26 protein-coding genes and 1 pseudogene are annotated in these 24,067 nt (G+C 68.5%); 5 read left to right on the forward strand and 22 right to left on the reverse strand.

Annotation, left to right across the window (positions count from 1 at the left end; translation table 11 throughout):
• Positions 1–2 precede the first annotated feature (2 nt).
• The 12 genes and pseudogenes from BLQ70_RS02820 to BLQ70_RS02875 all read right to left on the reverse strand — a co-directional run bounded on the left by BLQ70_RS02820 (position 3) and on the right by BLQ70_RS02875 (position 9,196).
• Positions 3–320 (reverse strand): PepSY domain-containing protein, encoded by a 318-nt coding sequence (locus BLQ70_RS02820; protein ID WP_061964429.1) that lies wholly within the window; start codon positions 318–320, stop codon positions 3–5.
• 62 nt (positions 321–382) lie between these two features.
• Complete coding sequence (locus BLQ70_RS02825) at positions 383–4,300, reverse strand: baseplate multidomain protein megatron (protein WP_091855715.1); 3,918 nt, start codon at positions 4,298–4,300, stop codon at positions 383–385.
• The gene (locus BLQ70_RS02830; protein ID WP_091855716.1) at positions 4,300–4,731 is read right to left on the reverse strand and encodes an NlpC/P60 family protein; all 432 of its coding nucleotides are present in this window, start codon (positions 4,729–4,731) and stop codon (positions 4,300–4,302) included. Before BLQ70_RS02830 ends, BLQ70_RS02825 begins: the two co-directional genes overlap by 1 nt.
• The gene (locus tag BLQ70_RS02835) at positions 4,728–5,609 is read right to left on the reverse strand and encodes a DUF2163 domain-containing protein (protein WP_091855717.1); all 882 of its coding nucleotides are present in this window, start codon (positions 5,607–5,609) and stop codon (positions 4,728–4,730) included. Before BLQ70_RS02835 ends, BLQ70_RS02830 begins: the two co-directional genes overlap by 4 nt.
• A 9-nt stretch (positions 5,610–5,618) precedes the next feature.
• Positions 5,619–6,257: a DUF2460 domain-containing protein gene (locus BLQ70_RS02840; RefSeq protein ID WP_091855718.1), complete on the reverse strand. Its 639-nt coding sequence runs from the start codon at positions 6,255–6,257 to the stop codon at positions 5,619–5,621.
• A gap of 13 nt (positions 6,258–6,270) precedes the next feature.
• The gene (locus tag BLQ70_RS02845) at positions 6,271–6,867 is read right to left on the reverse strand and encodes a phage tail tape measure protein (protein ID WP_244511882.1); all 597 of its coding nucleotides are present in this window, start codon (positions 6,865–6,867) and stop codon (positions 6,271–6,273) included.
• Between the two features lie 36 nt (positions 6,868–6,903).
• A pseudogene (locus BLQ70_RS02850) lies at positions 6,904–7,074 on the reverse strand (phage tail assembly chaperone); the annotation flags it as partial.
• A gap of 26 nt (positions 7,075–7,100) precedes the next feature.
• Entirely contained in the window at positions 7,101–7,442 is a 342-nt protein-coding gene (locus tag BLQ70_RS02855) for a gene transfer agent family protein (protein ID WP_091855721.1), read from the reverse strand.
• A 10-nt stretch (positions 7,443–7,452) separates the two neighbouring features.
• On the reverse strand, positions 7,453–7,863 hold the full coding sequence (locus tag BLQ70_RS02860; protein ID WP_091855722.1) for a phage major tail protein, TP901-1 family: 411 nt from the start codon (positions 7,861–7,863) through the stop codon (positions 7,453–7,455).
• Positions 7,864–7,881: 18 nt separating this feature from the next.
• The gene (locus tag BLQ70_RS02865) at positions 7,882–8,292 is read right to left on the reverse strand and encodes a DUF3168 domain-containing protein (RefSeq protein ID WP_091855723.1); all 411 of its coding nucleotides are present in this window, start codon (positions 8,290–8,292) and stop codon (positions 7,882–7,884) included.
• Complete coding sequence (locus tag BLQ70_RS02870) at positions 8,289–8,624, reverse strand: phage head closure protein (protein ID WP_139163475.1); 336 nt, start codon at positions 8,622–8,624, stop codon at positions 8,289–8,291. The genes BLQ70_RS02865 and BLQ70_RS02870 overlap by 4 nt, the downstream gene beginning before the upstream one ends.
• A 2-nt stretch (positions 8,625–8,626) precedes the next feature.
• Positions 8,627–9,196, reverse strand: a complete 570-nt coding sequence (locus tag BLQ70_RS02875) for a head-tail connector protein (protein ID WP_170843289.1) — start codon at positions 9,194–9,196, stop codon at positions 8,627–8,629.
• A gap of 112 nt (positions 9,197–9,308) precedes the next feature.
• Here BLQ70_RS02875 and BLQ70_RS02880 point away from each other — a divergent pair, with 112 nt between their 5' ends.
• A complete protein-coding gene (locus BLQ70_RS02880; protein WP_091855726.1) occupies positions 9,309–10,088 on the forward strand; it encodes a S1 family peptidase in 780 nt (259 codons plus the stop codon).
• A 63-nt stretch (positions 10,089–10,151) separates the two neighbouring features.
• The gene (locus BLQ70_RS02885; protein ID WP_091855727.1) at positions 10,152–10,994 is read left to right on the forward strand and encodes a S1 family peptidase; all 843 of its coding nucleotides are present in this window, start codon (positions 10,152–10,154) and stop codon (positions 10,992–10,994) included.
• A gap of 6 nt (positions 10,995–11,000) precedes the next feature.
• Here the strand turns inward: BLQ70_RS02885 and BLQ70_RS02890 are convergent, their stop codons facing one another.
• From BLQ70_RS02890 to BLQ70_RS02925, 9 genes are all read right to left on the reverse strand, one after another.
• Positions 11,001–12,245: a phage major capsid protein gene (locus tag BLQ70_RS02890; protein ID WP_091855728.1), complete on the reverse strand. Its 1,245-nt coding sequence runs from the start codon at positions 12,243–12,245 to the stop codon at positions 11,001–11,003.
• Between the two features lie 22 nt (positions 12,246–12,267).
• A complete protein-coding gene (locus BLQ70_RS02895) occupies positions 12,268–12,765 on the reverse strand; it encodes an HK97 family phage prohead protease (protein WP_425284558.1) in 498 nt (165 codons plus the stop codon).
• A complete protein-coding gene (locus BLQ70_RS25245; RefSeq protein WP_139163476.1) occupies positions 12,765–12,947 on the reverse strand; it encodes a hypothetical protein in 183 nt (60 codons plus the stop codon). The genes BLQ70_RS02895 and BLQ70_RS25245 overlap by 1 nt, the downstream gene beginning before the upstream one ends.
• A complete protein-coding gene (locus tag BLQ70_RS02900) occupies positions 12,944–13,144 on the reverse strand; it encodes a hypothetical protein (RefSeq protein ID WP_170843290.1) in 201 nt (66 codons plus the stop codon). The genes BLQ70_RS25245 and BLQ70_RS02900 overlap by 4 nt, the downstream gene beginning before the upstream one ends.
• Entirely contained in the window at positions 13,141–14,322 is a 1,182-nt protein-coding gene (locus BLQ70_RS02905) for a phage portal protein (protein WP_091855730.1), read from the reverse strand. The genes BLQ70_RS02900 and BLQ70_RS02905 overlap by 4 nt, the downstream gene beginning before the upstream one ends.
• Before the next feature lie 37 nt (positions 14,323–14,359).
• Positions 14,360–15,622 (reverse strand): DNA-packaging protein, encoded by a 1,263-nt coding sequence (locus tag BLQ70_RS02910; RefSeq protein WP_091855731.1) that lies wholly within the window; start codon positions 15,620–15,622, stop codon positions 14,360–14,362.
• The gene (locus BLQ70_RS02915) at positions 15,600–16,001 is read right to left on the reverse strand and encodes a hypothetical protein (protein WP_139163477.1); all 402 of its coding nucleotides are present in this window, start codon (positions 15,999–16,001) and stop codon (positions 15,600–15,602) included. The genes BLQ70_RS02910 and BLQ70_RS02915 overlap by 23 nt, the downstream gene beginning before the upstream one ends.
• Before the next feature lie 160 nt (positions 16,002–16,161).
• On the reverse strand, positions 16,162–16,743 hold the full coding sequence (locus BLQ70_RS02920; protein WP_091855733.1) for an LOG family protein: 582 nt from the start codon (positions 16,741–16,743) through the stop codon (positions 16,162–16,164).
• Entirely contained in the window at positions 16,740–18,122 is a 1,383-nt protein-coding gene (locus BLQ70_RS02925; protein WP_091856149.1) for a M20/M25/M40 family metallo-hydrolase, read from the reverse strand. The genes BLQ70_RS02920 and BLQ70_RS02925 overlap by 4 nt, the downstream gene beginning before the upstream one ends.
• A 248-nt stretch (positions 18,123–18,370) precedes the next feature.
• Here BLQ70_RS02925 and BLQ70_RS02930 point away from each other — a divergent pair, with 248 nt between their 5' ends.
• Positions 18,371–19,714 (forward strand): Nramp family divalent metal transporter, encoded by a 1,344-nt coding sequence (locus BLQ70_RS02930; RefSeq protein ID WP_091856150.1) that lies wholly within the window; start codon positions 18,371–18,373, stop codon positions 19,712–19,714.
• 115 nt (positions 19,715–19,829) lie between these two features.
• Here the strand turns inward: BLQ70_RS02930 and BLQ70_RS02935 are convergent, their stop codons facing one another.
• Entirely contained in the window at positions 19,830–21,374 is a 1,545-nt protein-coding gene (locus tag BLQ70_RS02935; protein WP_091855734.1) for a helicase HerA-like domain-containing protein, read from the reverse strand.
• Between the two features lie 154 nt (positions 21,375–21,528).
• Here BLQ70_RS02935 and BLQ70_RS02940 point away from each other — a divergent pair, with 154 nt between their 5' ends.
• Positions 21,529–21,912 carry a DUF2267 domain-containing protein gene (locus tag BLQ70_RS02940; protein ID WP_091855735.1) on the forward strand — a complete coding sequence of 128 codons (384 nt, stop codon included), beginning with the start codon at positions 21,529–21,531 and terminating at the stop codon, positions 21,910–21,912.
• A 167-nt stretch (positions 21,913–22,079) separates the two neighbouring features.
• The gene (locus BLQ70_RS02945) at positions 22,080–24,053 is read left to right on the forward strand and encodes a methylmalonyl-CoA mutase subunit beta (RefSeq protein WP_091855736.1); all 1,974 of its coding nucleotides are present in this window, start codon (positions 22,080–22,082) and stop codon (positions 24,051–24,053) included.
• Positions 24,054–24,067 lie beyond the last annotated feature (14 nt).

Here is a 24,067-nt window from a genome sequence, read left to right on the forward strand (position 1 = left end):
TGTCAGCGGATGGTGGCGATCTTGCCGGATTGTCCTTCCAGCGTCACCCTTGCGACGCGGCCATCACGTTTCAGCGTCGTCACCACATAGACGAAATCCTCGCCCTGGCGACAGAGCCTGATGCGGACGACCTCGCCGGGAGCGGCATGGCGGGCGTGGCGCGAGGCTTCCGCCGGTTGCATGACGCGACCGTCGGCCACGGCATCGCGCGTCTCTTCGGAGGACAGGCAGGAGATCGGCGTCGCATCGTCGACCCGAACGATCGGCGAAGAGGCGATGAGCGCAAAAGCAAGGATCGGTTCGACCAGCATCGTCGACATGGCTAAGCCTGTCCGCGTGAATGCGCCATGAATGCATCGCCTCGTTCACAAGCTACAGTAGATCAGCGCACGGGAATCCGTCCACGCCATTCGCGACCACGCCCGACCGTGGTGCTGAGCTGGCGAAGCGAGAGCCCGATTTCCTGCTGCTGCGCGCCGAAATCGGCGAGTTCCTGCCCGGCCGGATAGGACCAGGCGGGCGTATTCACGATTTCGGCATGGAGTAGATCTTCGCCATCGAGGATGCCGATTTCATAGCGTTCGTTCTCCTCGCCCAGAGGTACCTCCGCCAACTCCCAGGAATCGCCGTCGATTCGCGTCCGCCTGAGCCAGGCCAGCGCAATGCCGCCCGCGGTGCGGACCGCCGTCGGCCGAACCGGGGACCGCGGAACAAGCGCTTCCCCGGCGACCGAGGTTTCGAACTCGACCATCGTCGCATCACCGACATCGTCGCGAGCCGGCCCGACGCGATAAAGCTGCGCCCGGCCAAGATCGGCCAGATCGCTCGTCAGCGAGACGGCTGCTCCGTCCAGCACCACGATCCGCGCGCCGGCCGGCAGAAGGCGGCCTGCCGCGGGCTCGCTGCCGCCGATGCCGCGAATCAGGCCGGACAGCCGGAACTGCTGTGGCCCAATCAGCTCGACCTGCGAGACCGTGATGATCTCGACCGCGCCGTCCGCTCCAATCAAGGCGAGCGCGTTCGCACCGGCCAGAGCGGCTTCCGGCGGGACGGAAGACAACACACCGCCACGCAGTCGGACCTCCAGCACGGCGCGGCGATCCGTCCGCCAGAGCGGCCCCGGCGGCAGCTCGGTCAAGGTCTCGCCGACGATCGAGGGCGCCTCGACGAAGCCGTCCAGCGCGAACAGCCCTGCCTCGTCGGCACGCCAGATCGCCAGCGCACCGGGCCATGGTGCGGCAAAGGCGGCGAGCGACAGCAAGGGCGGCGGCTCAACGGTGACGATCGGCAGGGCCAGGGGCACCGCGAGCGGACGCCCGGGCAATGCGGGCGGCGTTCGCGGCGGACGCGTACCGCCAGTCGCTCCGGTCGAAACATAGATCGCCGGCTCGACAGCCCGGGCACTGACCCGCCGCGTCGGGCCGTCGGCGATACGGGTGACGCGAAACAGGCGATTGCCGGCCTCGGTCGAAACCGACACAACATCGCCCGGCTCGATCGCGATACAACGTGGCGAGAGTTCGCATTCGAGGCTCTCGCGAGCCGCCCAGGCCTCCTGCAGGCGCTGGTCGGCCAGGCGCCGCCCCTCAGTGGAGCGGGTCACGATCGCGGTTTCGACAGCGACCTCGCGCCGGGCCGCCCCGGCCAGCCGGCGCGAGCGCGCGGCAGCGTTGCGATAATCGGCCTCGCTGTCGCTGAAGCCAAGGCGCAGTTCGAGCGGCAGCTCCGTCTCCTGGCTGCGCCGCAGCGCAAACGGCTCGCCATCGCGATCGGGAACGAGATCGTCGGGGCCGAGCAGGCGCGAGACCTTGCCGCCCCTGCCCTCGAAACGCAGCATGCCCGCGCTCATGATCGCGTCGAAACCGAAGCTCTGGGCCAGCGGTTCCAACGCCTGCCGGGCCGATAGCGGGCGATCCAGCACATAGCCATCGGCGAATCCGTCGACAGTAATCGCGTCGGCCGCAGGCAAGCCGAAATCAGCCAGCAGTTTCGCGACGAGCCGATCGACCGGCGTGCCTTCGAGGCGCCCGTTCAACCAGTGACCGGTTTCGAAATTCGCCCCGTCGGCCCAGATGCCGGAGAGATCGGGAAAGGCGGGGAAAGGCCGCGTATCCCAGTTCCACACGAAGATCCTGTTGGGATCGACCATGCGGATGCCGCTGACCGGGTGGACCGGGTTACGCGTGGCATCGAACCCCACCCGCGCCGGGTCGAAGCCGGAGATGATCGCCTCCAGCGCCCGCGCCTGCACGAGATCGTCGCGCGCACCGCTCGAAAACGGCGGGTAGCCGCCCTCGTCCGATTTGGGATCGGGAAACATGTTGGGCGCATTGGCACCCTTGTCGACGGCCGGCACGCCGATCTCGGTCAGCCAGATCGGCTTCGCACCTGGTACGAACGAGGTCGCGCTCGTCTCGACGCCGCCCGCGCGGCGGATATGAGCCTGGCTCCACCAGCCCCAGAGGTCCTTCGGCCGGAAGACCCACGGCTTGCCATGGACGCCGTCGGTGATCGGCAGGCGTACTTGGGCGTCCCGGCCGGCCTCATCGGCATAGTACCAGTCATGGGCTTCACCGGCGGTCAGGCGCTGGCGCAGATAGGCGAGATCGGCCGGGCCGCGTGCTGTTGCCGCGTCGGCATGGCCCGCGGAATCACGCCAGTCCGAGAGCGGCGGATAGAAATCGATGCCGATCGCGCCGATCGCAGGAGAGGCCCAAAGCGGGTCGAGCGGAAAATCGACGCTATCTCCGCCTTCGCGGACAGCCGCGCCATACTCCGTCCAGTCGGCGGCATAGGTCGCCACCGTGCCCGGCAGCATCACCTTGACGTCCTGCGCGATGGCTACGAGTTGGTCGACCATCGGATAGCCGGATGCGCCGCGCAGATGCGTCAGCCCGACCATCTCGGAGCCGATGACGAAGCCCTCCACGCCGCCGGCGGCCTTTGCCAGAGCGGCGCAATGCATCACGAGCCGGCGATAGGACCATTCATCCGGCTTGGCGCAAACAACGGCCTCCCCCACGACGGAGATGTCGGCCGGAACGACCGTCCCCACGAAGGCTTCGATCTGTGCGGTAACGGCCGCACTGCCTTCCGGACTTCCCGGGCGGCCAGGCGCCGGATCGCAGGTGATGCGGCCGCGCCAGGGATAGCGCGGCTGGCTCGCCGCGACCGAATAGGGGTCCGGCAGCGCGTTTCCGGCCGGGATATCCATCATCAGGAAGGGGTAGAGTACGACCTCGAGCCCGTAATCGAAGCGTAGGCGCCTGATCAGCGCGACGATGCTCTCGTCCGAAGGCGTCCCGCCGAAAGCAGGCCGGCCGTCAACCGCGCTGACGATGCGAGCCGACGACCGCGTCAACCCGGCGACCGACCACTCCGCCCCGACCGTCGGCTTGTGTGCGATCTCGGCCCGCGGAGCCACACGGCACGTCCCGGCGCGCAGATCGTCGCCGAACCAGGATACGACAAGCGACACGCGGCGCAGATTGGGGCAAAGCGCCACGAGATGGCCGAGCGCGGTATCGACGTCGCTGCCGCCATAGAGCTGGTGGCGCGTCAGGCTTTCGGTGACGCCGGCCTCCGGCTCATGGCTGACCGGGCGGATATCATAGACGAACTCCCCGGCACCGGGCGTCAGCGCCACTGCCCGGATCATGCCGCCGAGCCCGTCGACGGCGCGCACGACCTCGAAATCGAATTGCGGTACGCGATTGCCGTAATCGGCCAACGGAAAGCGCTCGAACACGACATAGGCGAGCCCGCGATAGGCCGGCGCCTCGCCCGCCTCCTTCGCCACGATTAGCGGATCAGGCTCCTGCGTCTCGTAGCCACGGTGGACGCGCATCTGGACAGTCTGGACGTCGAGTTCGCGCCCATCGACCCAGATGCGCCGGATGAAGGCGATCGGGCCTTCGCAGAGGCCGATCGCGAGATTGGCGTGGTAGCTATAGATCGTCTCGTAGGTCTTCTTCGAGCGCCCGCCCTTGCCGCCGCTCTTCGAGCGCGTGACCGAGACGGCGACCTCCTCCTCGAAGCGCGTCGCCCAGATCAGTTGCCCGCCGAGCCGCGCGCGGCCGTAGAGGCGCGGGATCGCGGCGCCCTCGGTCGCCGCGAGGCCATTCACCTCCTTGAGACGCGGGCCGTCGACGACCTTGTTGCCACCGGCGCTGCCGAGCCAGGCCTGATCGATACCGGCGCCGGCGATCCCGCCCAAAGCCTGGCCGATGACGCCGCCTACCGGCCCGCCCAAAGCCGTTCCGAGAGCAGCGCCGGCAACCTGGAGAAGAAGCGTCGCCATCAGTCCGTCACTCCCGGAAAGGAAAAGGCATGGCTGAGATGGCGCCGCCACCAGGAGGTGAAGGCGACCTCGGCCACGGCCGCGCCGTCATGGGCATGGATGATGCGGTCCGGCCCCGCGAGGATCGCGCAGTGCTTCGCCGGCAGATGCTCGCGCCAGCGGAAAAGCAGGACGTCGCCCGGCCGCGCTTCGGTCGCCGCGAGCGATCGCAGATGCCGCGCAGCCGCCAAGGCCAGCGTCTCCTGCCGCAGGCTTTCCGCCCAGCTCGGCGAATAGGGCGGCGGCGTTTCCGGCTCGGCCCCGCAGAGATCGCGCCAGACGCCGCGCACCAGCCCCAGGCAATCGCAGCCGCCGCCGCGCAGCGAGGCCTGGTGATGATAGGGCGTGCCCAGCCAGAGCCGCGCGGCATCGACGATCTCGTCGCGCGTCATCGGAACAGGCTCCCGCCATCGAGCGCTCCGTCGCCCGGCCGTACGCCGCCGATGATGAAATCGTTCGTCGGCATATGCGGGAAGCCGCGGAAATTGACGCCGTTGGCGAATTTGGCGCGGCAGGTGGCGAAGCTCTTGTCGCAGCCCGGCGTCACCCTGAAGCCGTCGCCGGGGAGAACCTCCGCCGCCGGCGCCTCCCAGAGCTGGAACAGCGCCCGCGAACCCTCGCGACCGTGACGCTTCACCTCGGCGGCGAAGCCGGCATTCGCGCTGCTGGTAAAGATCAGCCGGCCACCGGTGAAATGGCCATCGGCATAGGAGGCCATCCCCCCGGCCGAAAGCGAGAGGCGGCCGTCACTTTCGACAACATGGCCTTCCGTCGCGGCGAGCGCGACACCGCAACGCGCGTCGCCAAGGTCCGCGGAACAAGAGCGCAGGTAGAGCCGGCCCCGCTCCTCGTCGAACGCCTTGGCAAAGCTACGGATCTCGGCGGTGAAGCTCGCCTCACCCCGCTTGATCTCGCCGACGAACCCCTCTTCCAGCAGCACCCGCTGGTCGGAAACGGCCCAGTTGACCAGCCAGATGCGCACCCGCGCATCGTCATAGAGCCCGTGCGCCAGATCGGATTCATTCAGCCCGAAGGCGGCGAAGGCGCCGGCGACCTCGCCGCCGCCGATCGCGAAGCCGAGCTCCGCCGCGCTTTCCGCCGCTTCCAGGCCCGTCGTGGCTGCGAAATCGATACCGTCGAAGGACAGCCTGCGATCGTGATCGGTGAAGCCGAGCACAAGGCCGTCGCGGCGCGTCAGGCTCCAGCAATGGCAGAGCGTCGTCGCAGCCGTCTCGATATGGGCAGCGAGGCCGGATGGAATGTCACGCATGGGGCAGCCTCAGGGGATGATCTCGACCACGGGAACGCGTGGGATCTCGCCGGCCGCGAAGGCGGAGAGATCGACCTCGATCGCATCGGTGTCGAAACGAACAGGCACGTCGAAGGCGAAGCCGGCGGTCAGGACGGCCGCCGATGGCGGAATTGAGCCCGCGGCGATGGTGACCTGCCCGGTCGAGAGGTCGCAGGAGAAGGCGCTGCCCGCCAGCTCGACAGCATCCACGGCGACCCGGATCGTGCCCTCGCAGGGCTTGGTGATCTCGCGGCTATAGGCCGACGCGCCGCTCCCATAGGCCTTGGAAAGCTGGAAGACGGCGGTGACGCCATCGCCGATCCCGATGATCTGATCGATCGCCGTCGGCTCCTGCGAGGGTGGACAGCTCTTCCAGTCGAGCTGGTCACGCCAGCGAAACCCATGGAGGCGGCCGCGGCGCTCCTCGAAGAAGCTCACCACCGCCGCCAGGGCATCGAGATTGCGGATGCCGAGCCCGGCATCGTAGCGGCGGCGCGAATGCGCCCAGCGGCTGTTGCGTACCTCCCGGCCGGAGGCGAGCGTCACGATCTGGGTCTGGCGCTCCGGCCCGCCGCGCGCGCCGCGTGCGACATCGAGCGGGAAGCGAGCCTCATGGAAATCCGGCATGCCTCCCCTCCCTTCAAAGAGCCCGCCGGCCACGCGCTACCGCGCGGGCGATGGCGGCCGAGACCTGCGCCTCCGAGCGGCGGAAACTGTCGGCATCGGGAGTCGAGACCTGCACGACGACGTTGAGCGGCCGGGCCTGCCCGCCGCCGCCGGCACGCACGCCGAGCCGCCCGTCCGGGCCGCGAGCGAGCGGCATGATCGCCTCGGCACCGCGCTCGCCCATCAGGCCGAGGCCGCGCCCGGTCGGGAAATAGGAGGGCGATGCGACGATGCCGCCCTCGGCGAAAGGAGCGACCGGAACGCTGCCACCGGCCCCGCCCAGGCCGATGCCGCCGAACAGGCCGCTCAAGCCCTTGATGCTGCTCCCGAGCAGGCTCGACAGCCCGGTCTGCAGCGGTTTCAGCGCCGTCTTGAGCAGGCTGTCGGTCATCGAGCGGCCGACGCTGCGCAGCACGTCCTCGAAGCGCTTGCCCTCGACGGCGCCGCGCGAGAAGGCGCTGACAATCGACTTCCCGAAACTCTCCGAGGATCGGCTCAATGACTGGGTCAGCCGGTCCATCGTCCTGAGATCGGAAAGGTGTCCCGCATCGATGCCGTCATCATCCGTCATGACCATCACCTCGATAGGTTGGTTGGAATTGCCGCCTCAGGCGTCGGGAAAGGCATCCATCAGCGCCGCGAGTGCCGGGCGCTCCGGAGGGGAGCCTCGGGACCGGTCCTGATGGGCCCGCAGCGCTGCTGCGATCTCGCGCGGCGTTGCCGCCCAGAAAAACTTAGGCGGCCAGGCCAGCCGGCCAAGGCCGAAGGCCATCACCTCATCCCAGGGAAAACCCGCCGGCGCACCTACGCCGGCGGCTGCGGAGGGCGGGACGCATCGTCCTCGCCGAAAGTGGCTTCGAGCAAGGCGATCGCCGCCTTGATCACGCCGTTCAGGCCGCCGTCGAAGGAGAGTTCCGCGACATCCTCGTCACGGATCGCCCTGCCCGCTCCACGCAGGCCGGCGGCGATGATGCGGATGATGTCGCGGGCGGAGAGCCTGCCCTCGACGAAGCGCTCGCCCAAAGCCGGCAGGCTGTCGACGGCGAAAGCATGTTCGAGCTCGGCGAGAGCGCCGAGCGTGAGCCGCATCGGCAGGGTTTCGCCGGAAACCATGAGCGCGGTTTCGCCGCGATGACGATTGACCATGTCCGCCTCCTCAAAGCGCCGCGAAGGCCAGGAGCCCGGCCGATTCCAGCGACAGGTCGAAGGTGACCTCGCCGGCATGGTCGCCGCGATATTCGAGGCCCGTGAGCTGGAACGGACCCGCGATCGTGCCGAAATCCGGCACGACGATCTGCCAATCCCGGATCGCCCCGTCGAAGAAGGTCTGGCGGACGAGCGCGTCGGAGGCCTCGTCCTTGAAGATGCCGGCGCCGCTGATGCTGGCACGGCGCACCCCGGCACCCGCCAGCAATTCGCGCCAGCGCCCGGCCGATTCCGAATGCGTCACGTCGACGGTCTCGGCGTTGAAGGCGATCTGTCGCGCCCTCAGGCCGGCGACCGTAACGAAGCCGCCGGCGCCATCCGCCGCCTTGAGCAGCAGATCCTTGCCCTTCTGTGCCGTCATGCGGCTCTCCTTTGTCTGCTAAAGCGTTTCGGTGACGGCGCGGAAGCGGATCGTCACATGGGGGAGGCCGTTGCGCGTCTCGCGAGCGAGCCGGCTCGACAGCCAGCGCAGATTGACCAGCGCATGCCCGTCCAGGGCGAGGTCGACCTGATCGAGCACCGCGACGATCAGGCCGGCCGCCTCGAGCGCCTGGCGCGACGAGCCGCTCTGTGCGGCCCAGACGACGAGCGCGAATTCCTGCTCGCAGCCGCGATCGCTGCCAGTCGACCAGTCGCGCGCCTCGACCTCGCCATGGACGACGTAGAGCCCGCGCGCTGCACGCGGGGCTTCGTCGAAGATGCGATCGGAGCCGATCAGCGTGGTCAGGCCTGAATCCGCGACGAGGCGCCCCTGAACGGCGGCACGCAGCGCAAGGATGGCGTCACTCATGGCGTCACCTCCTCGACCAGGCAGACCAGCCGCCGGCGCGCGCCATCGGGATCGGCGGCGGAGCGGATATCGAGCAGGCGATCGCCATCGCGCAGGCGCCGGCCGGCATCGACATCACTGCGCCAGCGCATGGTGATGCGGTAGTTGCGGGACTGCTCCGGCCGCCCCTGACGCCAGGCCTCGGTGCCGGAAATCCACTCGACCTGCGCCCACAGCGCCCCAACAGTCTCGAAGCTCTGCGTCGCGCCACCAAGGCCATCAGGCGAGACCACCGGCGCCTCCAGCACGAGCCGGCGCCGCAGGCGGCCGATGACGACAGATTGCTCCGCCATGATCACAGCCGCCCACGGCGGAACGGCGCGACCAGCGCGGCAATGGCAGCCGGCAGCGCCTGCGCGTCGCGCCCGGCAACGTCACCGCGCTGCTCGAACCAGCGGGCGGCGAGGCGCAGGACCGCCTGCCGTAACGGCGCGGGAACGGCGACGGCGGTCGCCCCGTAGCCGGCAGCGACGTCGATCTCGATCGCACCATGCGCACGGCCGATCTCGGGCACCTCTCCGCTCAAGCGAATGACCGGCGGGTCGGCGGCCTCGTCCAAGGTCAGGGACGCGGCCGCCACCTCCTGCGCCGCACCCAGCACGTCGTAGACGCGCGCGGCCTCGATCCGCAGCAGTGGCGAGAGCGGCATGCGGATCTCGCCGCCGGCCGGCCAGCGGTCGAGCACGATGCGCCAGGGCTGCTCGACCAGGCAGCGGCCCGACGCTGCCTCGATCATCAGCCGGGCGGCCGTGATCAGGGTGGCGACCAGGGCGTCCTCATCGGTCTGATCGAGGCGCAGGAACTGGCGGATTTCAGTCAGCGTCACCGGCTCCATCGCCGGCGGGCCCAGGGCAAGCGGCGTCATGAGCGCTCCCTTCATCGGTTCGATTTCATGGAACGACTGCAAAGAAGCAGCCGAGAGGGTTCATCTGGGGCGCCGGGCGCGCTATCAGCGCTCTCTCGGAGAGGAGCCCCCGATGCACATCGCCAACCGGATCGCCGCCATCGGCTTCGCCTGTGTCGTGGCCAGCAGCCTCGGTCCCAACCCCGCGCAGGCCGTGGTGGCCGGGCAGGAAGGCGGACCGGCAGCCGGCTCGACCCTGATGGTGCTCAACGCGCGCGGAGGAGTCTGCACCGGCATCGTCCTGTCGGCGCGCGCCATCCTGACCGCCGCCCATTGCGCGGCCGGCGGCGCGGAACTGCGCGTCCATTGGCGTGACGCCGGCGAACCGGTGCTGATCGTGCCGGCCTCGGTCGCACTGCATCCGGAATTCGACGCGGGCGCGATCCGCAGCCGCCGTCGCACGATCGACCTTGCGCTGATCCGCCTGGCCGATCCGCTGCCCGGCCGCTTCAGCGCGGCTAGCCTCGTCGACGGCTCGCTGCCACGCGCCGGCAGCAGCATCACGCTGGCCGGCTACGGCGTCTCCCGCGAGGGCGAGGCCCGCAGCACCGGCACCTATCGCTCGGCGGCGCTGACCGCCGTCGAGCCCTATGGAGCCGGCCGCATCCTGCTCTGGGCGGCAGACAATGCCGGCGGTGGCAAGCGGCCGGGCGCCGGCGCCTGCCAGGGCGATTCGGGCGGGCCGATCTTCAACGAAGGCGGAATCGTCGCGGTCACGAGCTGGTCGACCGGGCCGGCCGGGCGCCAATGCGGCCTGCTCAGCCAGGGCGTCCTGGTCGCGCCGCAGCGCGGCTGGATCGACAAGACCCTGTCGAAATGGGGCGAAACGGCCCGCTGGACTCGTGACCGCTGACGGAAAGGCTGGACTGTGGCGCGCCACTCCCTAGATTGATCGGCCGGTCCATTGGTTTGCTTCATGATCCCTCGCTCACTGCTCGCCCTTGCCTGTTTCCTTGTCGTCGGCGCCGCTCATCCGGCACTCGCCGTGGTCGGCGGCGTCGTTTCGCGCGATGCGCTCGGCGCCCGTGCCTCGACCGTCAGAATCGAGACGAGCCGGGGCGAACTCTGCTCGGGCGCGGTGATCGCGCCCGAGATCGTCCTCACCGCGGCGCATTGCCTGATGGGCGGCGGCTCGATCAGCGTCGTCAGCCTCGACGCCCGCTTCCGGGCGCGGCGACAGCTGGTCGTCGCAGTGCTGCCGCATCCGAGCTTCGTGCCCGGAACGACGCCACGCACCCAGCCCGGCACGGACCTCGCGCTGCTGCGCCTGGCGCAACCGCTGCCCGGGGATATCGAGCCTTTGACGCTCGGCAGCGGCCTCTGGCAGGGCGAGACCATCACCATGGCCGGCTACGGGCTGTCGGCGGAGAACAACAAGCGCACGGCCCGTCGCCTGCGGGAGACGCAGCTCGTCAACGCCGGCAACTACACCACTCAGAACACGGTCAAGGTCGCGGTCGACGCCGAAGCCCGCGGCGAGACGGAGGGGGCCGGCGCCTGCCGTGGCGATTCCGGCGGACCGGTGCTGCGGGGCGGAGCCCGCTCACGCGAACTCGTCGGCATCGTCAGCTGGTCGAGCGGCCCGCTGAAGACACGGGCGAAGCGGATCTGCGGCGGCTTCACCGCGATCACGCCAGTCAGCGACTACCGCGGCTGGATCGCTGAGGGCAGCGCACGGCTGCGCTCGCTCGGCCGCGAGCCGCCGCCGGAGCAGGTGGCCGAGCCGCGCGCCGCCTTCAGCTGGTGGTTTTCGCGCTGAAATAACTCAGACCGCGAACTTCAGGCCCTTGATCGCGGCGAAATCCTGGATGCCGCCGCCGACGCGCTTGGTCGTGTAGAACAGAACATAGGGCTTGGACGAATAGGGATCGCGCAGGATGCGCACCCCCGCCCGGTCGACGACGAGATAGCCGCGCCGAAAATCGCCGAAAGCAATCGAGACCGCGCTGGTCGCGATATTCGGCATGTCCTCCGCCTCGACCAGCGGGAAACCGAGCAGCGTCGCCGGCGCGCCGGCCGAGGCCGGAGGCTGCCAGAGGTAATGGCCGTTGGCGTCCTTGAACTTGCGGACCGTCGCCTGAACCTTGCGGTTCATCACGAAGGAAGCGTTCTGGCGATAGCCGGCCTTCAGCGCATAGACGAGATCAATGAGCACGTCGGCGGGGTTGGAGGCCGGAAAGGCCCCTGCGACGCCGGTGTTGAGCACGCCGATATTGCCCCAGCTCCAGCTCGCATCGGCGATCGTCGGATAGGCCAGGAAGCCCTTGGGCTTGTCGACGCCGTCGCCGGCGACGAAGGCAGCGCCTTCCTGCTCGGCGAAGGCACTCTCGACCTCCTCGGCGATCCACTGGTCGATATCGACGATGGCATCGTCGAGCAGGGTCTGCGTCGCCGCCGGCATGGCGTAGAGCTCCATGGCCGGGAAGGAAAGCTCGGCCAGGGTCGGCGAAGACCCTTGCGGCCGCGCCGCCGTCTCGGCCACCCAGCCGGAGGCCGGACCCGTGGTCGAGAACGCCTTCTTGTAGGTGCCCGACGAGATCGTGCGGACCGTGGCAAGCGAGCGGATCGGCGAGACATTCGCCAGGCGGCGCAGGATCTCGCCCTCGACGGTCGCCGGCGCGAGGTAGCCGCCATCCGGACCGGAACCGGCCGAGAGCGCCTTGGCCTCAAGCCGCTTCAGCCCGCCGGCCTCGCCGGTACGGACATAGGAGACGAAGGCTGCCTTGTGCTCCGCCGTCAGCGGATCGCGCGGGCCGTCCTGGCCCAGCGCCGGACGGGCGCGCTCCAGCGTCAGCCGGTCGATGCGACGCATGGTGTCGTCGAGCGCCGCGTCCATGCGGACCAGCTTCTCCTCGGTCAGGGGGTCGACGCCCTGGCGCGCCTCAAGCCCGGCGAGACGCTCTTCGTTGGTGCTGCGGTAGTTCTCGAGCGTGTAGCGCAGATCCTCGAAAGCCAGTGCGAGATCGGCGCCGGCAGCCTTGGTCTCGGGCGCGGTGTTGAGATGGCTCATGGTCTCTCCTCGGGGGTGATAGTCAAATAAAGGCGGAGGGGCGCGTCGCCTTGACGGCGGCGATCCGGGCCTGGGGCAGCATGGGGAAGGTCACGACCGACACTTCCCAGAGATCGATGCGTTCGAGCCGGCGCAGGCCGGTGCGGGGTTCGGAACGGGCCTTCTCGTGGCGAAAGCCGATCGACAGCCCGTCGATCGCGCCGTCGAGCATGAGCGCGTGGATTTCGCGGGCGCGGGCGACGGCGAGCGAGAGCCGGCCGCGCACGAACAGGCCGCGGCCATCCTCGACGAGGCTCGACCAGCGCCCGATCGGCTCGGCCGGATCATGCTGCCAGAGCATCTTGACGCCGCCCGGTCCGCGCCGCTGCAGGCTCTCGCGGAAGGCGCCGGGTTCGACGATGTCCTTGCCGAGGTCGGGAATACGAAAGAGGCTGGCATAGCCTTCGAACAGGCCGTCCAATCCGACCCGGGCCGGCTGGACCGGCAGCAGCTTGGATTCGAACGAAGCGCGGGCTGGCATCATCGCTCCCCCTCCGCACCATCACGGCCGCCCTTCGTCCGCCCAGCCTCGAGCTTGGCGAGCTGGCTGACGAAGCGGCTGAAGGTCTCGACCGGCGCGCCGTTGCGCGGCGCCCTCCCCGCGCGACCGGCCGCCGCGGGAGCCTTGGGCGGAGGCTTGGCCACACCGTTTCTGCCTTTCATGACGGGTCCCCTTCGTGGCGTGCGTTGAAGCGGTTGAGTTCGCGGACGAAATCGTCGAAGCGACGGTTGGCAGCCGTCAGCTCGCGCAAGACGAGCCAGGCCAGCCCGGAGGCGCTCGCCGCCCAGAGCAGCAGGCCGAGATGGCCGACATCGGCACGGCCGACGAAGGCCGCGACGACCTGTTCGAGCATGTTCATGAGACCTCCTTCCCGGAGGCGCGCCGGCCATAGCCGACGGCCTCCCGCTTCTCGTCCTCGTCGAGGAAGCTCGCAGCACCGAGCCGGCGCCAGAGCGATTCCCGCTCCTCGGCAAGCGCCTCGATGGCGTCGAGATCGGGCTCCAGCAGCAATTCGTCGCCGAAAGCCGGGCCGAGCCATTGCGCCAGCGACTGCGCCGTCCGACGCACCAGCGGAATGACGGTCTGGCGCCAGAGCGCCCGATTGGCCTCGGCGAAATTGGCGTGGGTGTTGTCGCCGGGCAGGCCGAGCAGCAGCGGGGGCACACCGAAGGCGAGCGCGATCTCGCGGGCGGCGACGCCCTTGGCGGCGACGAAATCGAGTTCCGCCGGCGTCAGCGAGAGCGGCTTCCAGTCCAACCCGCCTTCGAGCAGCAAGGGGCGGCCGGCATTGCGAGCGCCCTGGAACGAGTCCTCCAGCTCCTGCTTCAGCCGCTCGAACTGCGCCTCGGTCAGCGTCGCGCCTTCCGGCCCGTCATAGACGAGGGCGCCGGACGGCCGCGCGGCGTTGTCGAGCAGGGCCTTGTGCCAGCTGCCGGCTGCATTGTGGATGTCGAGCGAGACCGCCGCCGCCTCGATCGGAGACAGGCCGTAGTGGTCGTCGACGGGATGGAACAGCGTCAGGTGCAGGATCGGCGGCAAGCCGCCCTCATCCTGCCGGAAGCGCACGGTGTCGCCGCCGACCGTATAGTCATAGGCCTCGGGCCAGCCGTCGCGGCCGGGCACCACACGCATCCGGTCGGGCCGCAGCGCATAGAGCTCGCGCGGTTCGCGACCGGTGCTCACCGCCTCGACATAGGCATTGCCGGCGACCATCAGGTGGCCGACCAGCATCTCGCGGAAGGCAATGCCGCCCTGGCGCGGATTGGGCCGCTCGATCAGCGCGAGCGCCGGATGTTCCGGCACCTCGCGCGAGTCGACCTTGGCGACGAGCGGCGTCTGCGCCGCCGCTTCCGCGATCAGGCGGATGCAGCGATGTACGACCGGGTTTCGCTCATAGCCCTCCCGCGAGAGAGCAACGTAGTCGCGCGGCGTCCAGACGGCGCGCCCCGTCTCATGCAGCGCGATCAGCGGCCCGACGCGCGAGCGCTTCTGGCCCGGCGCGGCTCGGCCGCGCAGGCTGCGAAGAAAATCGAACATGGATGTCTCGCTGTTGGAGCGTGAAGGAAGCGAAGGGCTAGATGCCCCTCACCCGCGGCCGGGCCTTTGGCGCGAGCATCAAATGCGTGAGCGCCCAGACGAGCGCATCAAGCCGGTCCGGCGAGCGGCCGGTTTCGAGGCCGCGCGGACCGAAGGCGCACATCTCGTCTTCGAGCGCGGGAAAGGCCCCGGCATGGCGTACCCGGCCCTGCGCATAAAGCGCCGCCACCGGCTCGGCCCGGAGATACTTGCCACGCGTCGCCCTCACCGAAACGACGGGAACGCCGGCATCGACCTCCCGGATGATGCTTTCGACCATCTCGCCGCCCTGGTTGACCTCGACGACCAGCGCATCCGCCTCATGGCGGCGATAGAGCGCGACCGCCCTCTCCGCCCATTCCTGCGGCCGCGCGCCGGCAAGCGTCGCGTCCTCCAGCACATGGCCGAGGCCGTCATGGTCGACACCGGCCACGACGAGCCCGCAGCGGTCGGCCCGCTGCGAGGAGGTCGCCGGCGGATCGACTGCCACCGCGATCCGGGCGAGCGCCGGGCTCTCGCGCTCGCCGGCGGCCTCGATCATGGCGCGCGTCCAGAGCGCATCCGGGCTCTCCTCGACGATCTCGCCATCGAGCTCCTGCCGGCCGAGCCGCGTTCCGCCATAGGTTTGCGTGACCGTGCGGACGAATTCGGCGGCGAGATTGTAGCGGTTGTCCTGCGTCCGTGCCCGGCTCACCGCGACATGCGGCTCGACCAGCAGGCGCTTCACCAAGGGCAGCGGACGCGGCGTCGTCGTCACCACCTGGCGGGGATGATCGCCAAGGCGCAGGCCGAATTGCAGCATATCCCAGCACTCCCCGAGGTTCGGCCATTTCGCCAGTTCGTCGGACCAGGCCGCGCCGAATTGCGGGCCGCGGAGCCCTTCCGGGTCCTCGGCCGTGAAGACCTGCGCGATCGCGCCGTTCGTCCATTGCAGGCGGCGCAGTGAGGGCTGCCAGACCGGCCGCTCCCAGCGGGTATGGATCGAGAGCAATCCCGAAACGCCCTCGATCATGACGTCACGGACCTGCGCCTGCGTCTCGCCGACGAGGGCGATCCGCTCCGTCGGCGCATCCGCGAAGGGCGGATGGCCCAATGCCATGCCCCTGACCCACTCGGCGCCGGTGCGGGTCTTGCCCGCGCCACGCCCGCCCAGCACCAGCCAGATCGGCTTCAGCGGTTCGGGCGGCAATTGATCGGGGCGAGCCCAGATCTTCCAGGTACTGCGAATGAGCTCGAGGTCATCCGCCGTCGCCGTCGGCATCAGCTTCCTGAGGATTCTCACGCGCGTCTTGAGCGGCCAGCGCTTCAAGACGTCGAGCAAGATCCTGACGGAGCTGTGCGACATGTCGCAGATCGTCGGCAGCGGAAGGGTCATCCGAACGCTTGTCCTTCCTCGTGCCCGGGGGCTCCTCGATCGCGACCAGCTCCCGGATGGTGCGGGCGAGCACGGCGAGCGCCTTGGCGTCGGCCTCGCTCGCCGTCGTCCCCTTCGGCAGGTCGGCGAGATGCTCCTCATGCGTATCGATCTGGCGCTTGGCGGCGCGCCAGAGCTGGCCCACCACCGCTTTGCGGGATACCGCCATACGTTTTGGCTTCGGCTCGGAGGGCGGTTGCGGCGTCGCGCTATCCTGTTCGGCCATGACGTCCCTCTCGGATGACAGGCACGAAAAAGCCGCCGGCTGCAGAGCGCGGCGGCTTCGTTCGGGCAGATTTCGTGAGCGTTCCTGATGTCTACCGGATCAGCGTCGCGATGTCAAGGATAAAATTCCTACAATCCTGAGATGCATCGCCCCAGAGCTGTCAGGCCTGTTCCTTCTCGATCCATTTATAGGTCGCGGCCGGGACATAGTTCTGCATCCGGTCGAGCAGCGTCGCCGGCTCGGTATCGGTCATCGCCATCGCCCGGTGGTTCTGCTTCAGGAAACCGGCCTCGACGGTGCGATCGAGGAAGGTCGCGAGCGGATCGTAGAAGCCGGCGACGTTGAGCAGGCCGAGCGGCTTGGCGTGGATGCCGAGCTGGCCCCAGGTCCAGATCTCGAACAATTCCTCGAAGGTGCCGATGCCGCCGGGCATGGCGATGAACCCGTCCGAGAGTTCGGCCATGCGCGCCTTGCGGGTATGCATGGTGTCGACGACCTCGAGCCGGGTCAGCCCGACATGGCCGACCTCCTTGTCCTTCAGCGCCTGCGGAATGACACCATGGACCTGGCCGCCGGCCTCCATCGCGGCATTGGCGACGATGCCCATCAGGCCGACCGCGCCGCCGCCGTAGACCAGCGTCAGGCCGCGCCGGGCGATCTCGGCGCCCATGGCGCGGGCGCCCGCCGCGTAGACGGGGTCATTGCCGGGGTTGGAGCCGCAGAAGACGCAAACCGATCTCATGAACCGAGAGCCTGCAGGATGCGGGCCCAGGAGCGCTGGCCCTTGTGGAAGGAGGACAGGTCGTATTTCTCGTTCGGCGAATGGACCCGGTCGTCGTCGAGGCCGAAGCCAACGAAGAGCGTGTCGATGCCGAGCGTCCGCTTGAAATCGCCGCCGACGGGGATCGAGCCGCCGCTGCCGATCGAGACGACGCGCCCGCCCCATTCCTCGGCGAGCGCGACGCGCGCCTTCTGGAGCACCGGCGAATCCACCGGCACCGCCAGCGCCGGTGAGCCGGAATGGCTGATGAATTCGGCGGTCACGTCCTCGGGCAGGCGCTCGCGGACGAACTGGTGGAAGGCGGCCGCAATCTTCGCGGGGTCCTGATCGCCGACGAGCCGGAACGAGACCTTGGCCGAGGCCTGGCCCGGAATGACGGTCTTGCTGCCTTCGCCCGTATAGCCGCCCCAGATGCCGTTGACGTCGCAGGTCGGGCGCGACTGGATTTGCTCGATGAGCATCCGGCCCCTCTCGCCGATGGAATGCTTCAGCCCGACCTGGCCGAGGAATTCCTTCTCCGTCAGGTTGAGGTCGGCCCATTCCGCCTTCTGGGCATTGGTCGGCTCGTGCACGCCTTCGTAGAAGCCGGGGATGGTGATGCGGCCGGTCTCGTCATGGATCTCGCCGAGGATGCGGGCGAGAAGATGGATCGGGTTGGCGGCCGCGCCGCCGAACAGGCCGGAATGCAGATCGCGATCAGCGGCCGTCAGCGTGACCTCCTGATAGACCATGCCGCGCAGCGTCGACGTGATCAGAGGGGTCTCGCGGTCCCACATGCCGGTGTCGCAGACCAGCGCATAGTCGGCCTTCAGCTCGGCCGCATTGGCCTTGATATAGCCGGGCAGGTTGACCGAACCGGATTCTTCCTCGCCCTCGACCAGAATGGTCAGGCCGATCGGCAGGTCGCCGGTCTCGGCAAGCGTCGCGCGCACGGCCTCGATGAAGGTCATCACCTGGCCCTTGTCGTCGCAGGCGCCGCGCGCCGAGATGATCTTGCGGCCGGGCTCGAGCTCGCGCACCACCGGCTTGAACGGATCGGTGTCCCAGAGGCTGACGGGATCGACCGGCTGCACGTCGTAATGGCCGTAGAACAGTGCATGCGGCGCGCCGGGCTTGGGGCGATGGGCGAGGACAACGGGATGCCCGCCGGTCTCGCGTAGCTCCGCCTTGAAGCCGAGGCCTTCCAGGTCGGCCCGCAGCCATTCGGCCGCGGCACGCGTCTGCGCGTTGTAGGCCGGATCGGTGCCGATCGAGGGGATTTCGAGCCAGGCGGAGAGACGGTCGAGCGAGGCATCGAGCCCGTCGTCGAGGCGGGCGAGAATAGCGGGAAGCTTGGTCATGACAGCCATCGGATGCGATTCAGATGACGCCATCATGGCAAGCCCCGCTGCGGGCGTCAGCCTCTATTCGCGCATTGCCGCCCGGCGCCCTCCCTGCCCTCATGGCGAGAAGGCGAAGCCGACGAAGCAATCCGGAAAGACAAGGTGAGGCGTCCAGATCGCTAATTGCCAATCATTCGCAATTGCGTTGACACAGCGGCGGGAAGCCGATACCCCTTATTGCAACCAAGTTGCAGCAAGGCATCGTGATGACGCAAAGCGGCCCCGAATCCTCGTCGATCTGGCTTCGATCGCGGGGCGAGCCGTCCCTGACGGATGTCTTCCGCACCATCAAGGTCACGCCGACCTCGTCGACCTGGCGCAAGTTCCTCGCCTTCTTCGGGCCGGGCTATCTCGTCGCCGTCGGCTATATGGACCCCGGCAACTGGGCGACCTCGCTCGCCGGCGGCGCCCAGTATGGCTACACGCTGCTCGTCGTCGCTCTGGTTTCGAACCTGATGGCGATCATCCTGCAATCGCTCTGCGCGCGGCTCGCCATCGCCTCCGGCCGCGATCTCGCCCAGGCCTGCCGCGATGCCTATCCGCCCTATATGGCCTGGCCGCTCTGGCTCTTGGCCGAGCTTGCGATCTGCGCGACCGACCTCGCCGAAGTGATCGGCACCGCGATCGGCCTCAACCTGCTCTTCGGCATCCCGCTCGAGATCGGCGTGCTGATCACCGCCTTCGACGTCTTCATCATCCTCTGGCTGCAGACGCGCGGCTTCCGCTGGATCGAGGCCTTCATCATCACGCTGCTGGGCGTCATCGCACTGTGCTTCGGCATCCAGATCGCGCTCGCCGATCCGAACTGGGGCGAGGTCATCCGCGGCTTCGCGCCGACGACCGAGATCGTGACCAATCCGAACATGCTCTACATCGCGCTCGGCATCATCGGCGCGACCGTGATGCCGCATAACCTCTACCTGCATTCCGGCATCGTGCAGACCCGCGCCTATGGCGAGACGCTGCCGGAGAAGCGCGAGGCGCTGAAATTCGCGACGATCGACTCCACCGTCGCGCTCTGCTTCGCGCTGCTGATCAACGCCTCGATCCTGATCCTCGCCGCCGCGACCTTCCACAAGGCCGGCCACCATGACGTCGCCGAACTCGGCAAGGCGCAGGAGCTCCTGCAGCCGCTGCTGGGCGCCTCGATCGCGCCCTCGCTCTTCGCGATCGCCCTGCTCTGCTGCGGCCTGAACTCGACGGTGACCGCGACCATGGCCGGCCAGATCGTGATGGAGGGCTTCCTCCGCATCCGCCTGCCCGCCTGGATGCGTCGGCTGGTGACGCGCCTGGTCGCGATCGTACCGGCGATCGCGGTCACGCTGATCTATGGCGAAAGCCAAACGGCGAAGCTGCTGATCCTGAGTCAGGTCGTGCTCAGCCTGCAACTGCCCTTCGCGGTGGTGCCGCTGGTGATGTTCACGGCCTCGAAGCAGAAGATGGGTGCGCTCGTCGCGCCGCGCTGGCTCAGCCTGACCGCAGGCATCATCGCCGCGATCATCATCGTGCTGAACCTCAAGCTGATCTACGATTTCGCCACGGGGGCGTGACGCACCGCCGTCATGCTCGGGCCTGACCCGAGCATCTCAGGACCGGCGTCCTCTCGTCTTGAGATTCTCGGGTCGAAGTGTCGCTTCGCCCGAGAATGACGCTGTGAGGCAGCCCTCAGCGCTTCCCCGACATCGAGCCCAGAATACCCCGCAGGATCGCGGTGCCGACCTGCCGGCCGATCGAGGTCGCGGCCGAGCGGGCGGCCGAGGTGATGACCTTCTCGGCCATGCTCTGCGGCAGCGGGCCGCCACGCGAGCCCGGCCCCGTCTTCGGGCGCTGCTGCGGCGCCCCGCCACCGAGCCAGCCGCCGATCGTGTCGAGGATGCCACCGCCCCCGCCGCCATCCGTCGACGCCTCGACCGGCGAGCCGTCCGGGTTGAGGTTCTTGCGCTTCATCAGCACTTCATAGGCCGACTCCCGGTCGACCATGGTGTCGTATTTGCCCTTTTCGGGCGAAGCGTTGATCGCCTGCTGGCGCTGCTGCGGGGTGCAGGGGCCGACCTGCGCCATCGGCGGCGCGATCAGGGCGCGCTCGACCATCTCGGGCGAGCCCTTGCCTTCGAGCATCGAGATCAGGGCCTCGCCGACGGCGAGCTGGCTGATCGCCTCCTCGGTGTTGATCTTCGGGTTCTGGCGGAAGGTCTCGGCGGCGGCACGCACCGCCTTCTGGTCGCGCGGGGTGAAGGCACGCAGCGCGTGCTGGACGCGGTTGCCGAGCTGGGCGAGGACCGTATCGGGGATATCGAGCGGGTTCTGCGTGACGAAATAAACGCCGACACCCTTCGAGCGGATCAGGCGCACGACCTGCTCGACCGCCGTCAGCAGCGCTTTGGGCGCGCCGTTGAAGAGCAGATGCGCCTCGTCGAAAAAGAAGACGAGCTTCGGCTTGTCGAGATCGCCAACCTCCGGAAGCTGCTCGAACAGCTCGGAAAGCAGCCAGAGCAGGAAGGTCGCGTAAAGCCGCGGATTGTTCATCAGCTTGTCGGCGGCGAGGATGTTGACGATGCCGCGTCCGTCGCGATCCGTCTTCATCAGGTCGTTGATGTCGAGCGCCGGCTCGCCGAAGAAGAGATCGCCCTTCTGGTTCTCCAGAACGAGCAAGGCGCGCTGGATCGTGCCGACCGTCGCCGAGGTGACGTTGCCGTATTTGGTCGTCAGCTCCTGCGCATTCTCGGCGATGAAGCTCAGGATCGCGCGCAGGTCCTTGAGGTCCAGCAGCAGCAGCTTCTGCTCGTCGGCGATGCGAAAGGCGATGTTGAGCACCCCTTCCTGCGTGTCGTTGAGGTCGAGCAGGCGCGCCAGTAGCAGCGGCCCCATCTCGGAAATCGTCGCGCGGACCGGATGGCCCTGCTCGCCGAACACGTCCCAGAACACGGTCGAGAACTGGTCAGGCTCGTATTTCAGGCCGAGCTCCTTGGCCCGGTTGACGAAGGGCGGCTTGGAATCGCCGGGCGCCGCGATGCCGGACAAGTCGCCCTTGATGTCGGCTGCGAAGACCGGGACACCGTTGCGGGCAAAACCCTCGGCCATGACCTGCAGCGTCACCGTCTTGCCGGTGCCGGTGGCGCCCGTCACCAGTCCATGGCGATTGGCGAGCTTGAGCAGGAGGTTTTCGGGCTTGCCGCTCTTGCCGATCAGAATCGCGCCGTCATTCGCCATTGAATTCGCCCATCAGGTTTCAAATCGGTCCGGCAAGGGTGTAACCAAACGACGCAGAAGGCGGAAGCCCGGGGCCGTTGGAAATCAGATCGTAAACATATAAACTATTTTGGAGGCTTCGTGGCGAAGCCATTTGACGAGGGGTTTTGGATCCATGGAAGAATTGCTGACGCGCGTGGCTGGGGCCGCCGGCATCAATGAGGAACTCGCCCGCAAGGCGGTCGGCATCATCCTCGCCTTCCTGCAGAAGGAAGGCCCGGCCGCCGAGATCGGCCAGTTGATGGCGGCGTTGCCGGGCGCACAGGCGCTGGCCGATGCCGAAGGCGGCGCCAAGGGCGGCATGCTCGGTGCGATCGGCGGATTGATGGGCGGCGGCGGCGTCATGGCGCTCGGCGGCCAGCTGATGGGCGCTGGCCTGTCGATGGGCCAGATCCAGAGCGTCTCGAAGGAAATGTTCACGGTCGGTCGCGAGAAGGCCGGCGAGGATGCGATGGGCGCCATCGTCGGCGCGATTCCGGGCCTCGGCCAGTTCGTCTGATCCCCTTGGAATTCCCAGAACGCCGCGGCGCTGTCTCAGGATAGCGCCGCGGCGTTTTTGCATTCTCGCACCTGCCTTGCGACGAAGTAGGGGTGGCGGTGCGCGCGCCCCCATGGCAATCAGCGTTCCACGACTGCACATTATGCGGAAGAGGAGCATCGGCGCGCATGAACTCGGCTGCCCCATCCGACCTTCCCTATCTCGACGCTTTCGCGGCGCCGTCACATGACGCCTGGCGAGCGGCGGTCGACAAGGTCCTGAAGGGTGCCGATTTCGAGAAGAAGCTTGTCGGCCGGACGGCCGACGGCATCCGCATCGAGCCGCTCTATCCCGCTGCCTCCGCGCCTGCACGGGCGCTGCGTGCCGAGGCCGGACGCTGGCATGTCGCTGCCCGTCTCGACCATCCGCATCCGCACGAGGCGCGGACACTGGCTCTCACCGATCTCGAAGGCGGCGCCGACACCCTGACCATCAGCTTCGCCGGAGCATTGGGTGCGCGAGGATACGGCCTCGTCGCCGACGACGTGTCGACGCTCGATACCGCGCTCCACGGCGTGATGCTGGATCTCATCCATTTGCGGCTCGATCCGGCCCCGCAGGGCCGCATCAATGCGCTGCTGCTGGCGGCCCTGATCCAGAAGCGCGGGCATGCGCCGAGTGAGCTCTCCGTCTCCTTCGGCCTCGATCCGATCGGCGTCTTCGCTAGCCGCGGCTCGCTCGCAGCGCCCTGGCCCGAACTCGGCCGCAGGCTCGCCGCGACGATCCGCACGCTGAAGGAGCGCGGCTTCGCCGGACCGTTTATCGAGATCGACAGCCGGCCCTATCACGAGGCCGGCGCCAGCGAGGCGCAGGAACTCGGCGCGGTGCTTGCGACCGCCGTCGCCTATCTGCGCACGCTCGAAGCGCAGGGCATGACGCTGTCCGAGGCGCGCGATGCGCTGGCCTTCACGCTGGTCGCCGATACCGACGAATTCCTGACGGTGGCGAAATTCCGCGCCGCGCGACTGCTCTGGAACCGCGTCCAGCAGGCCTGCGGCCTGACGCCGAAGCCGGCGCGCATCCATGCCGAGACCGCCTGGCGTTCGCTGACGAAGCGCGATCCCAACGTCAACCTGCTGCGCGGCACCGTCGCCACCTTCTCGGCTGGAATCGGCGGCGCGGATTCGGTCGCCGTCCAGCCCTTCACCGCCGCGCTCGGCCTGCCCGATGCCTTCGCGCGCCGCGTCGCCCGCAACACCCAGCTCATCCTGCTCGAAGAGAGCAATCTCTGGCGCGTCGCCGATCCCGCCGCCGGCGCCGGCGGTTTTGAGACGCTGACGCAGGCGCTCTGCGAGCAGGCCTGGCAGATCTTCCAGGAGATCGAGCAGCAGCGCAGCGGCGATCTCGCCGGCATCGTCGCAGCCCTGGTCGACGGTCATCTCCAGAAGATGCTGGCGGAGCAGCGCGCGGCCCGCGCCAAGGCCGTGGCGACGCGGCGCGAGCCGATCACCGGCACCAGCGAATTCCCGAATATCCACGAAAACGTCGCTGCGGTACTCGCCGTCACGCCAATCAGGTTGGACAGGCAGCGCACGCAGGGCAGTCTCGCCGAGCGGAACCAGAGCGAGATTATTCGCTCCTTCGCCGGCGGAGCCGGCCGGGCCGATGCGTTGGCCGCGCCCGGCACGGCCCTGCAAGCGGAGCCTTTGCCTTCGCTCAGGCTGTCGGAGCCGTTCGAGGCGCTGCGCGACAAGGCCGACGCCCAATCGAAGCGCCCGATCGTGTTCCTGGCGACGCTCGGCCCGATCGCCGATTTCACCGCACGGACCGGCTTCGCCCGCAACCTGTTCGAGGCAGGCGGGCTCGCCGCGCCAAGCGGCGACGGCTTCGCCAAGGACGGAGCAACCGATCTCGACGCCCTCACCGGCGCCTTCCGCGCTTCGGGTGCGAAGCTCGCCTGCCTATGCGGCTCGGATGCGGCCTATGCCGCCGAAGGCGCCGCGGCGGCCGAGGCGCTCGCCAAGGCCGGCGCAACGGTGTGGCTCGCCGGGCGCCCGACCGAGCCCGAGGCCTTGAACAAGGCCGGCGTCGCCACGTTCATCTATATGGGTTGCGACGTGGTCGAGACGCTCACGCAAGCGCAGGCCATAGCAGGCGCCTGACCGGAGACTAAGAG

Origin of the sequence: Allobosea robiniae, from assembly GCF_900102525.1 — a bacterium.
GTDB classification, from domain to species: Bacteria; Pseudomonadota; Alphaproteobacteria; order Rhizobiales; family Beijerinckiaceae; genus Allobosea; species Allobosea robiniae.

What these genes read in the sequence shown, in the direction of transcription:
- BLQ70_RS02900 (WP_170843290.1), bottom strand. Translation starts at nt 13,144, where the DNA reads ATGAACATGCTCGAACAGGTCGTCGCGGCCTTCGTCGGCCGTGCCGAT.
- BLQ70_RS02860 (WP_091855722.1), bottom strand. Translation starts at nt 7,863, where the DNA reads ATGACGGCACAGAAGGGCAAGGATCTGCTGCTCAAGGCGGCGGATGGC.
- BLQ70_RS25245 (WP_139163476.1), bottom strand. Translation starts at nt 12,947, where the DNA reads ATGAAAGGCAGAAACGGTGTGGCCAAGCCTCCGCCCAAGGCTCCCGCG.
- BLQ70_RS02870 (WP_139163475.1), bottom strand. Translation starts at nt 8,624, where the DNA reads ATGGCGGAGCAATCTGTCGTCATCGGCCGCCTGCGGCGCCGGCTCGTG.
- BLQ70_RS02930 (WP_091856150.1), top strand. Translation starts at nt 18,371, where the DNA reads ATGACGCAAAGCGGCCCCGAATCCTCGTCGATCTGGCTTCGATCGCGG.
- BLQ70_RS02845 (WP_244511882.1), bottom strand. Translation starts at nt 6,867, where the DNA reads ATGACGGATGATGACGGCATCGATGCGGGACACCTTTCCGATCTCAGG.
- BLQ70_RS02915 (WP_139163477.1), bottom strand. Translation starts at nt 16,001, where the DNA reads ATGGCCGAACAGGATAGCGCGACGCCGCAACCGCCCTCCGAGCCGAAG.
- BLQ70_RS02885 (WP_091855727.1), top strand. Translation starts at nt 10,152, where the DNA reads ATGATCCCTCGCTCACTGCTCGCCCTTGCCTGTTTCCTTGTCGTCGGC.
- BLQ70_RS02825 (WP_091855715.1), bottom strand. Translation starts at nt 4,300, where the DNA reads ATGGCGACGCTTCTTCTCCAGGTTGCCGGCGCTGCTCTCGGAACGGCT.
- BLQ70_RS02935 (WP_091855734.1), bottom strand. Translation starts at nt 21,374, where the DNA reads ATGGCGAATGACGGCGCGATTCTGATCGGCAAGAGCGGCAAGCCCGAA.
- BLQ70_RS02895 (WP_425284558.1), bottom strand. Translation starts at nt 12,765, where the DNA reads ATGCCAGCCCGCGCTTCGTTCGAATCCAAGCTGCTGCCGGTCCAGCCG.
- BLQ70_RS02880 (WP_091855726.1), top strand. Translation starts at nt 9,309, where the DNA reads ATGCACATCGCCAACCGGATCGCCGCCATCGGCTTCGCCTGTGTCGTG.
- BLQ70_RS02840 (WP_091855718.1), bottom strand. Translation starts at nt 6,257, where the DNA reads ATGCCGGATTTCCATGAGGCTCGCTTCCCGCTCGATGTCGCACGCGGC.
- BLQ70_RS02905 (WP_091855730.1), bottom strand. Translation starts at nt 14,322, where the DNA reads ATGTTCGATTTTCTTCGCAGCCTGCGCGGCCGAGCCGCGCCGGGCCAG.
- BLQ70_RS02865 (WP_091855723.1), bottom strand. Translation starts at nt 8,292, where the DNA reads ATGAGTGACGCCATCCTTGCGCTGCGTGCCGCCGTTCAGGGGCGCCTC.
- BLQ70_RS02875 (WP_170843289.1), bottom strand. Translation starts at nt 9,196, where the DNA reads ATGACGCCGCTTGCCCTGGGCCCGCCGGCGATGGAGCCGGTGACGCTG.
- BLQ70_RS02920 (WP_091855733.1), bottom strand. Translation starts at nt 16,743, where the DNA reads ATGAGATCGGTTTGCGTCTTCTGCGGCTCCAACCCCGGCAATGACCCC.
- BLQ70_RS02925 (WP_091856149.1), bottom strand. Translation starts at nt 18,122, where the DNA reads ATGACCAAGCTTCCCGCTATTCTCGCCCGCCTCGACGACGGGCTCGAT.
- BLQ70_RS02820 (WP_061964429.1), bottom strand. Translation starts at nt 320, where the DNA reads ATGTCGACGATGCTGGTCGAACCGATCCTTGCTTTTGCGCTCATCGCC.
- BLQ70_RS02910 (WP_091855731.1), bottom strand. Translation starts at nt 15,622, where the DNA reads ATGCCGACGGCGACGGCGGATGACCTCGAGCTCATTCGCAGTACCTGG.
- BLQ70_RS02940 (WP_091855735.1), top strand. Translation starts at nt 21,529, where the DNA reads ATGGAAGAATTGCTGACGCGCGTGGCTGGGGCCGCCGGCATCAATGAG.
- BLQ70_RS02890 (WP_091855728.1), bottom strand. Translation starts at nt 12,245, where the DNA reads ATGAGCCATCTCAACACCGCGCCCGAGACCAAGGCTGCCGGCGCCGAT.
- BLQ70_RS02835 (WP_091855717.1), bottom strand. Translation starts at nt 5,609, where the DNA reads ATGCGTGACATTCCATCCGGCCTCGCTGCCCATATCGAGACGGCTGCG.
- BLQ70_RS02830 (WP_091855716.1), bottom strand. Translation starts at nt 4,731, where the DNA reads ATGACGCGCGACGAGATCGTCGATGCCGCGCGGCTCTGGCTGGGCACG.
- BLQ70_RS02945 (WP_091855736.1), top strand. Translation starts at nt 22,080, where the DNA reads ATGAACTCGGCTGCCCCATCCGACCTTCCCTATCTCGACGCTTTCGCG.
- BLQ70_RS02855 (WP_091855721.1), bottom strand. Translation starts at nt 7,442, where the DNA reads ATGGTCAATCGTCATCGCGGCGAAACCGCGCTCATGGTTTCCGGCGAA.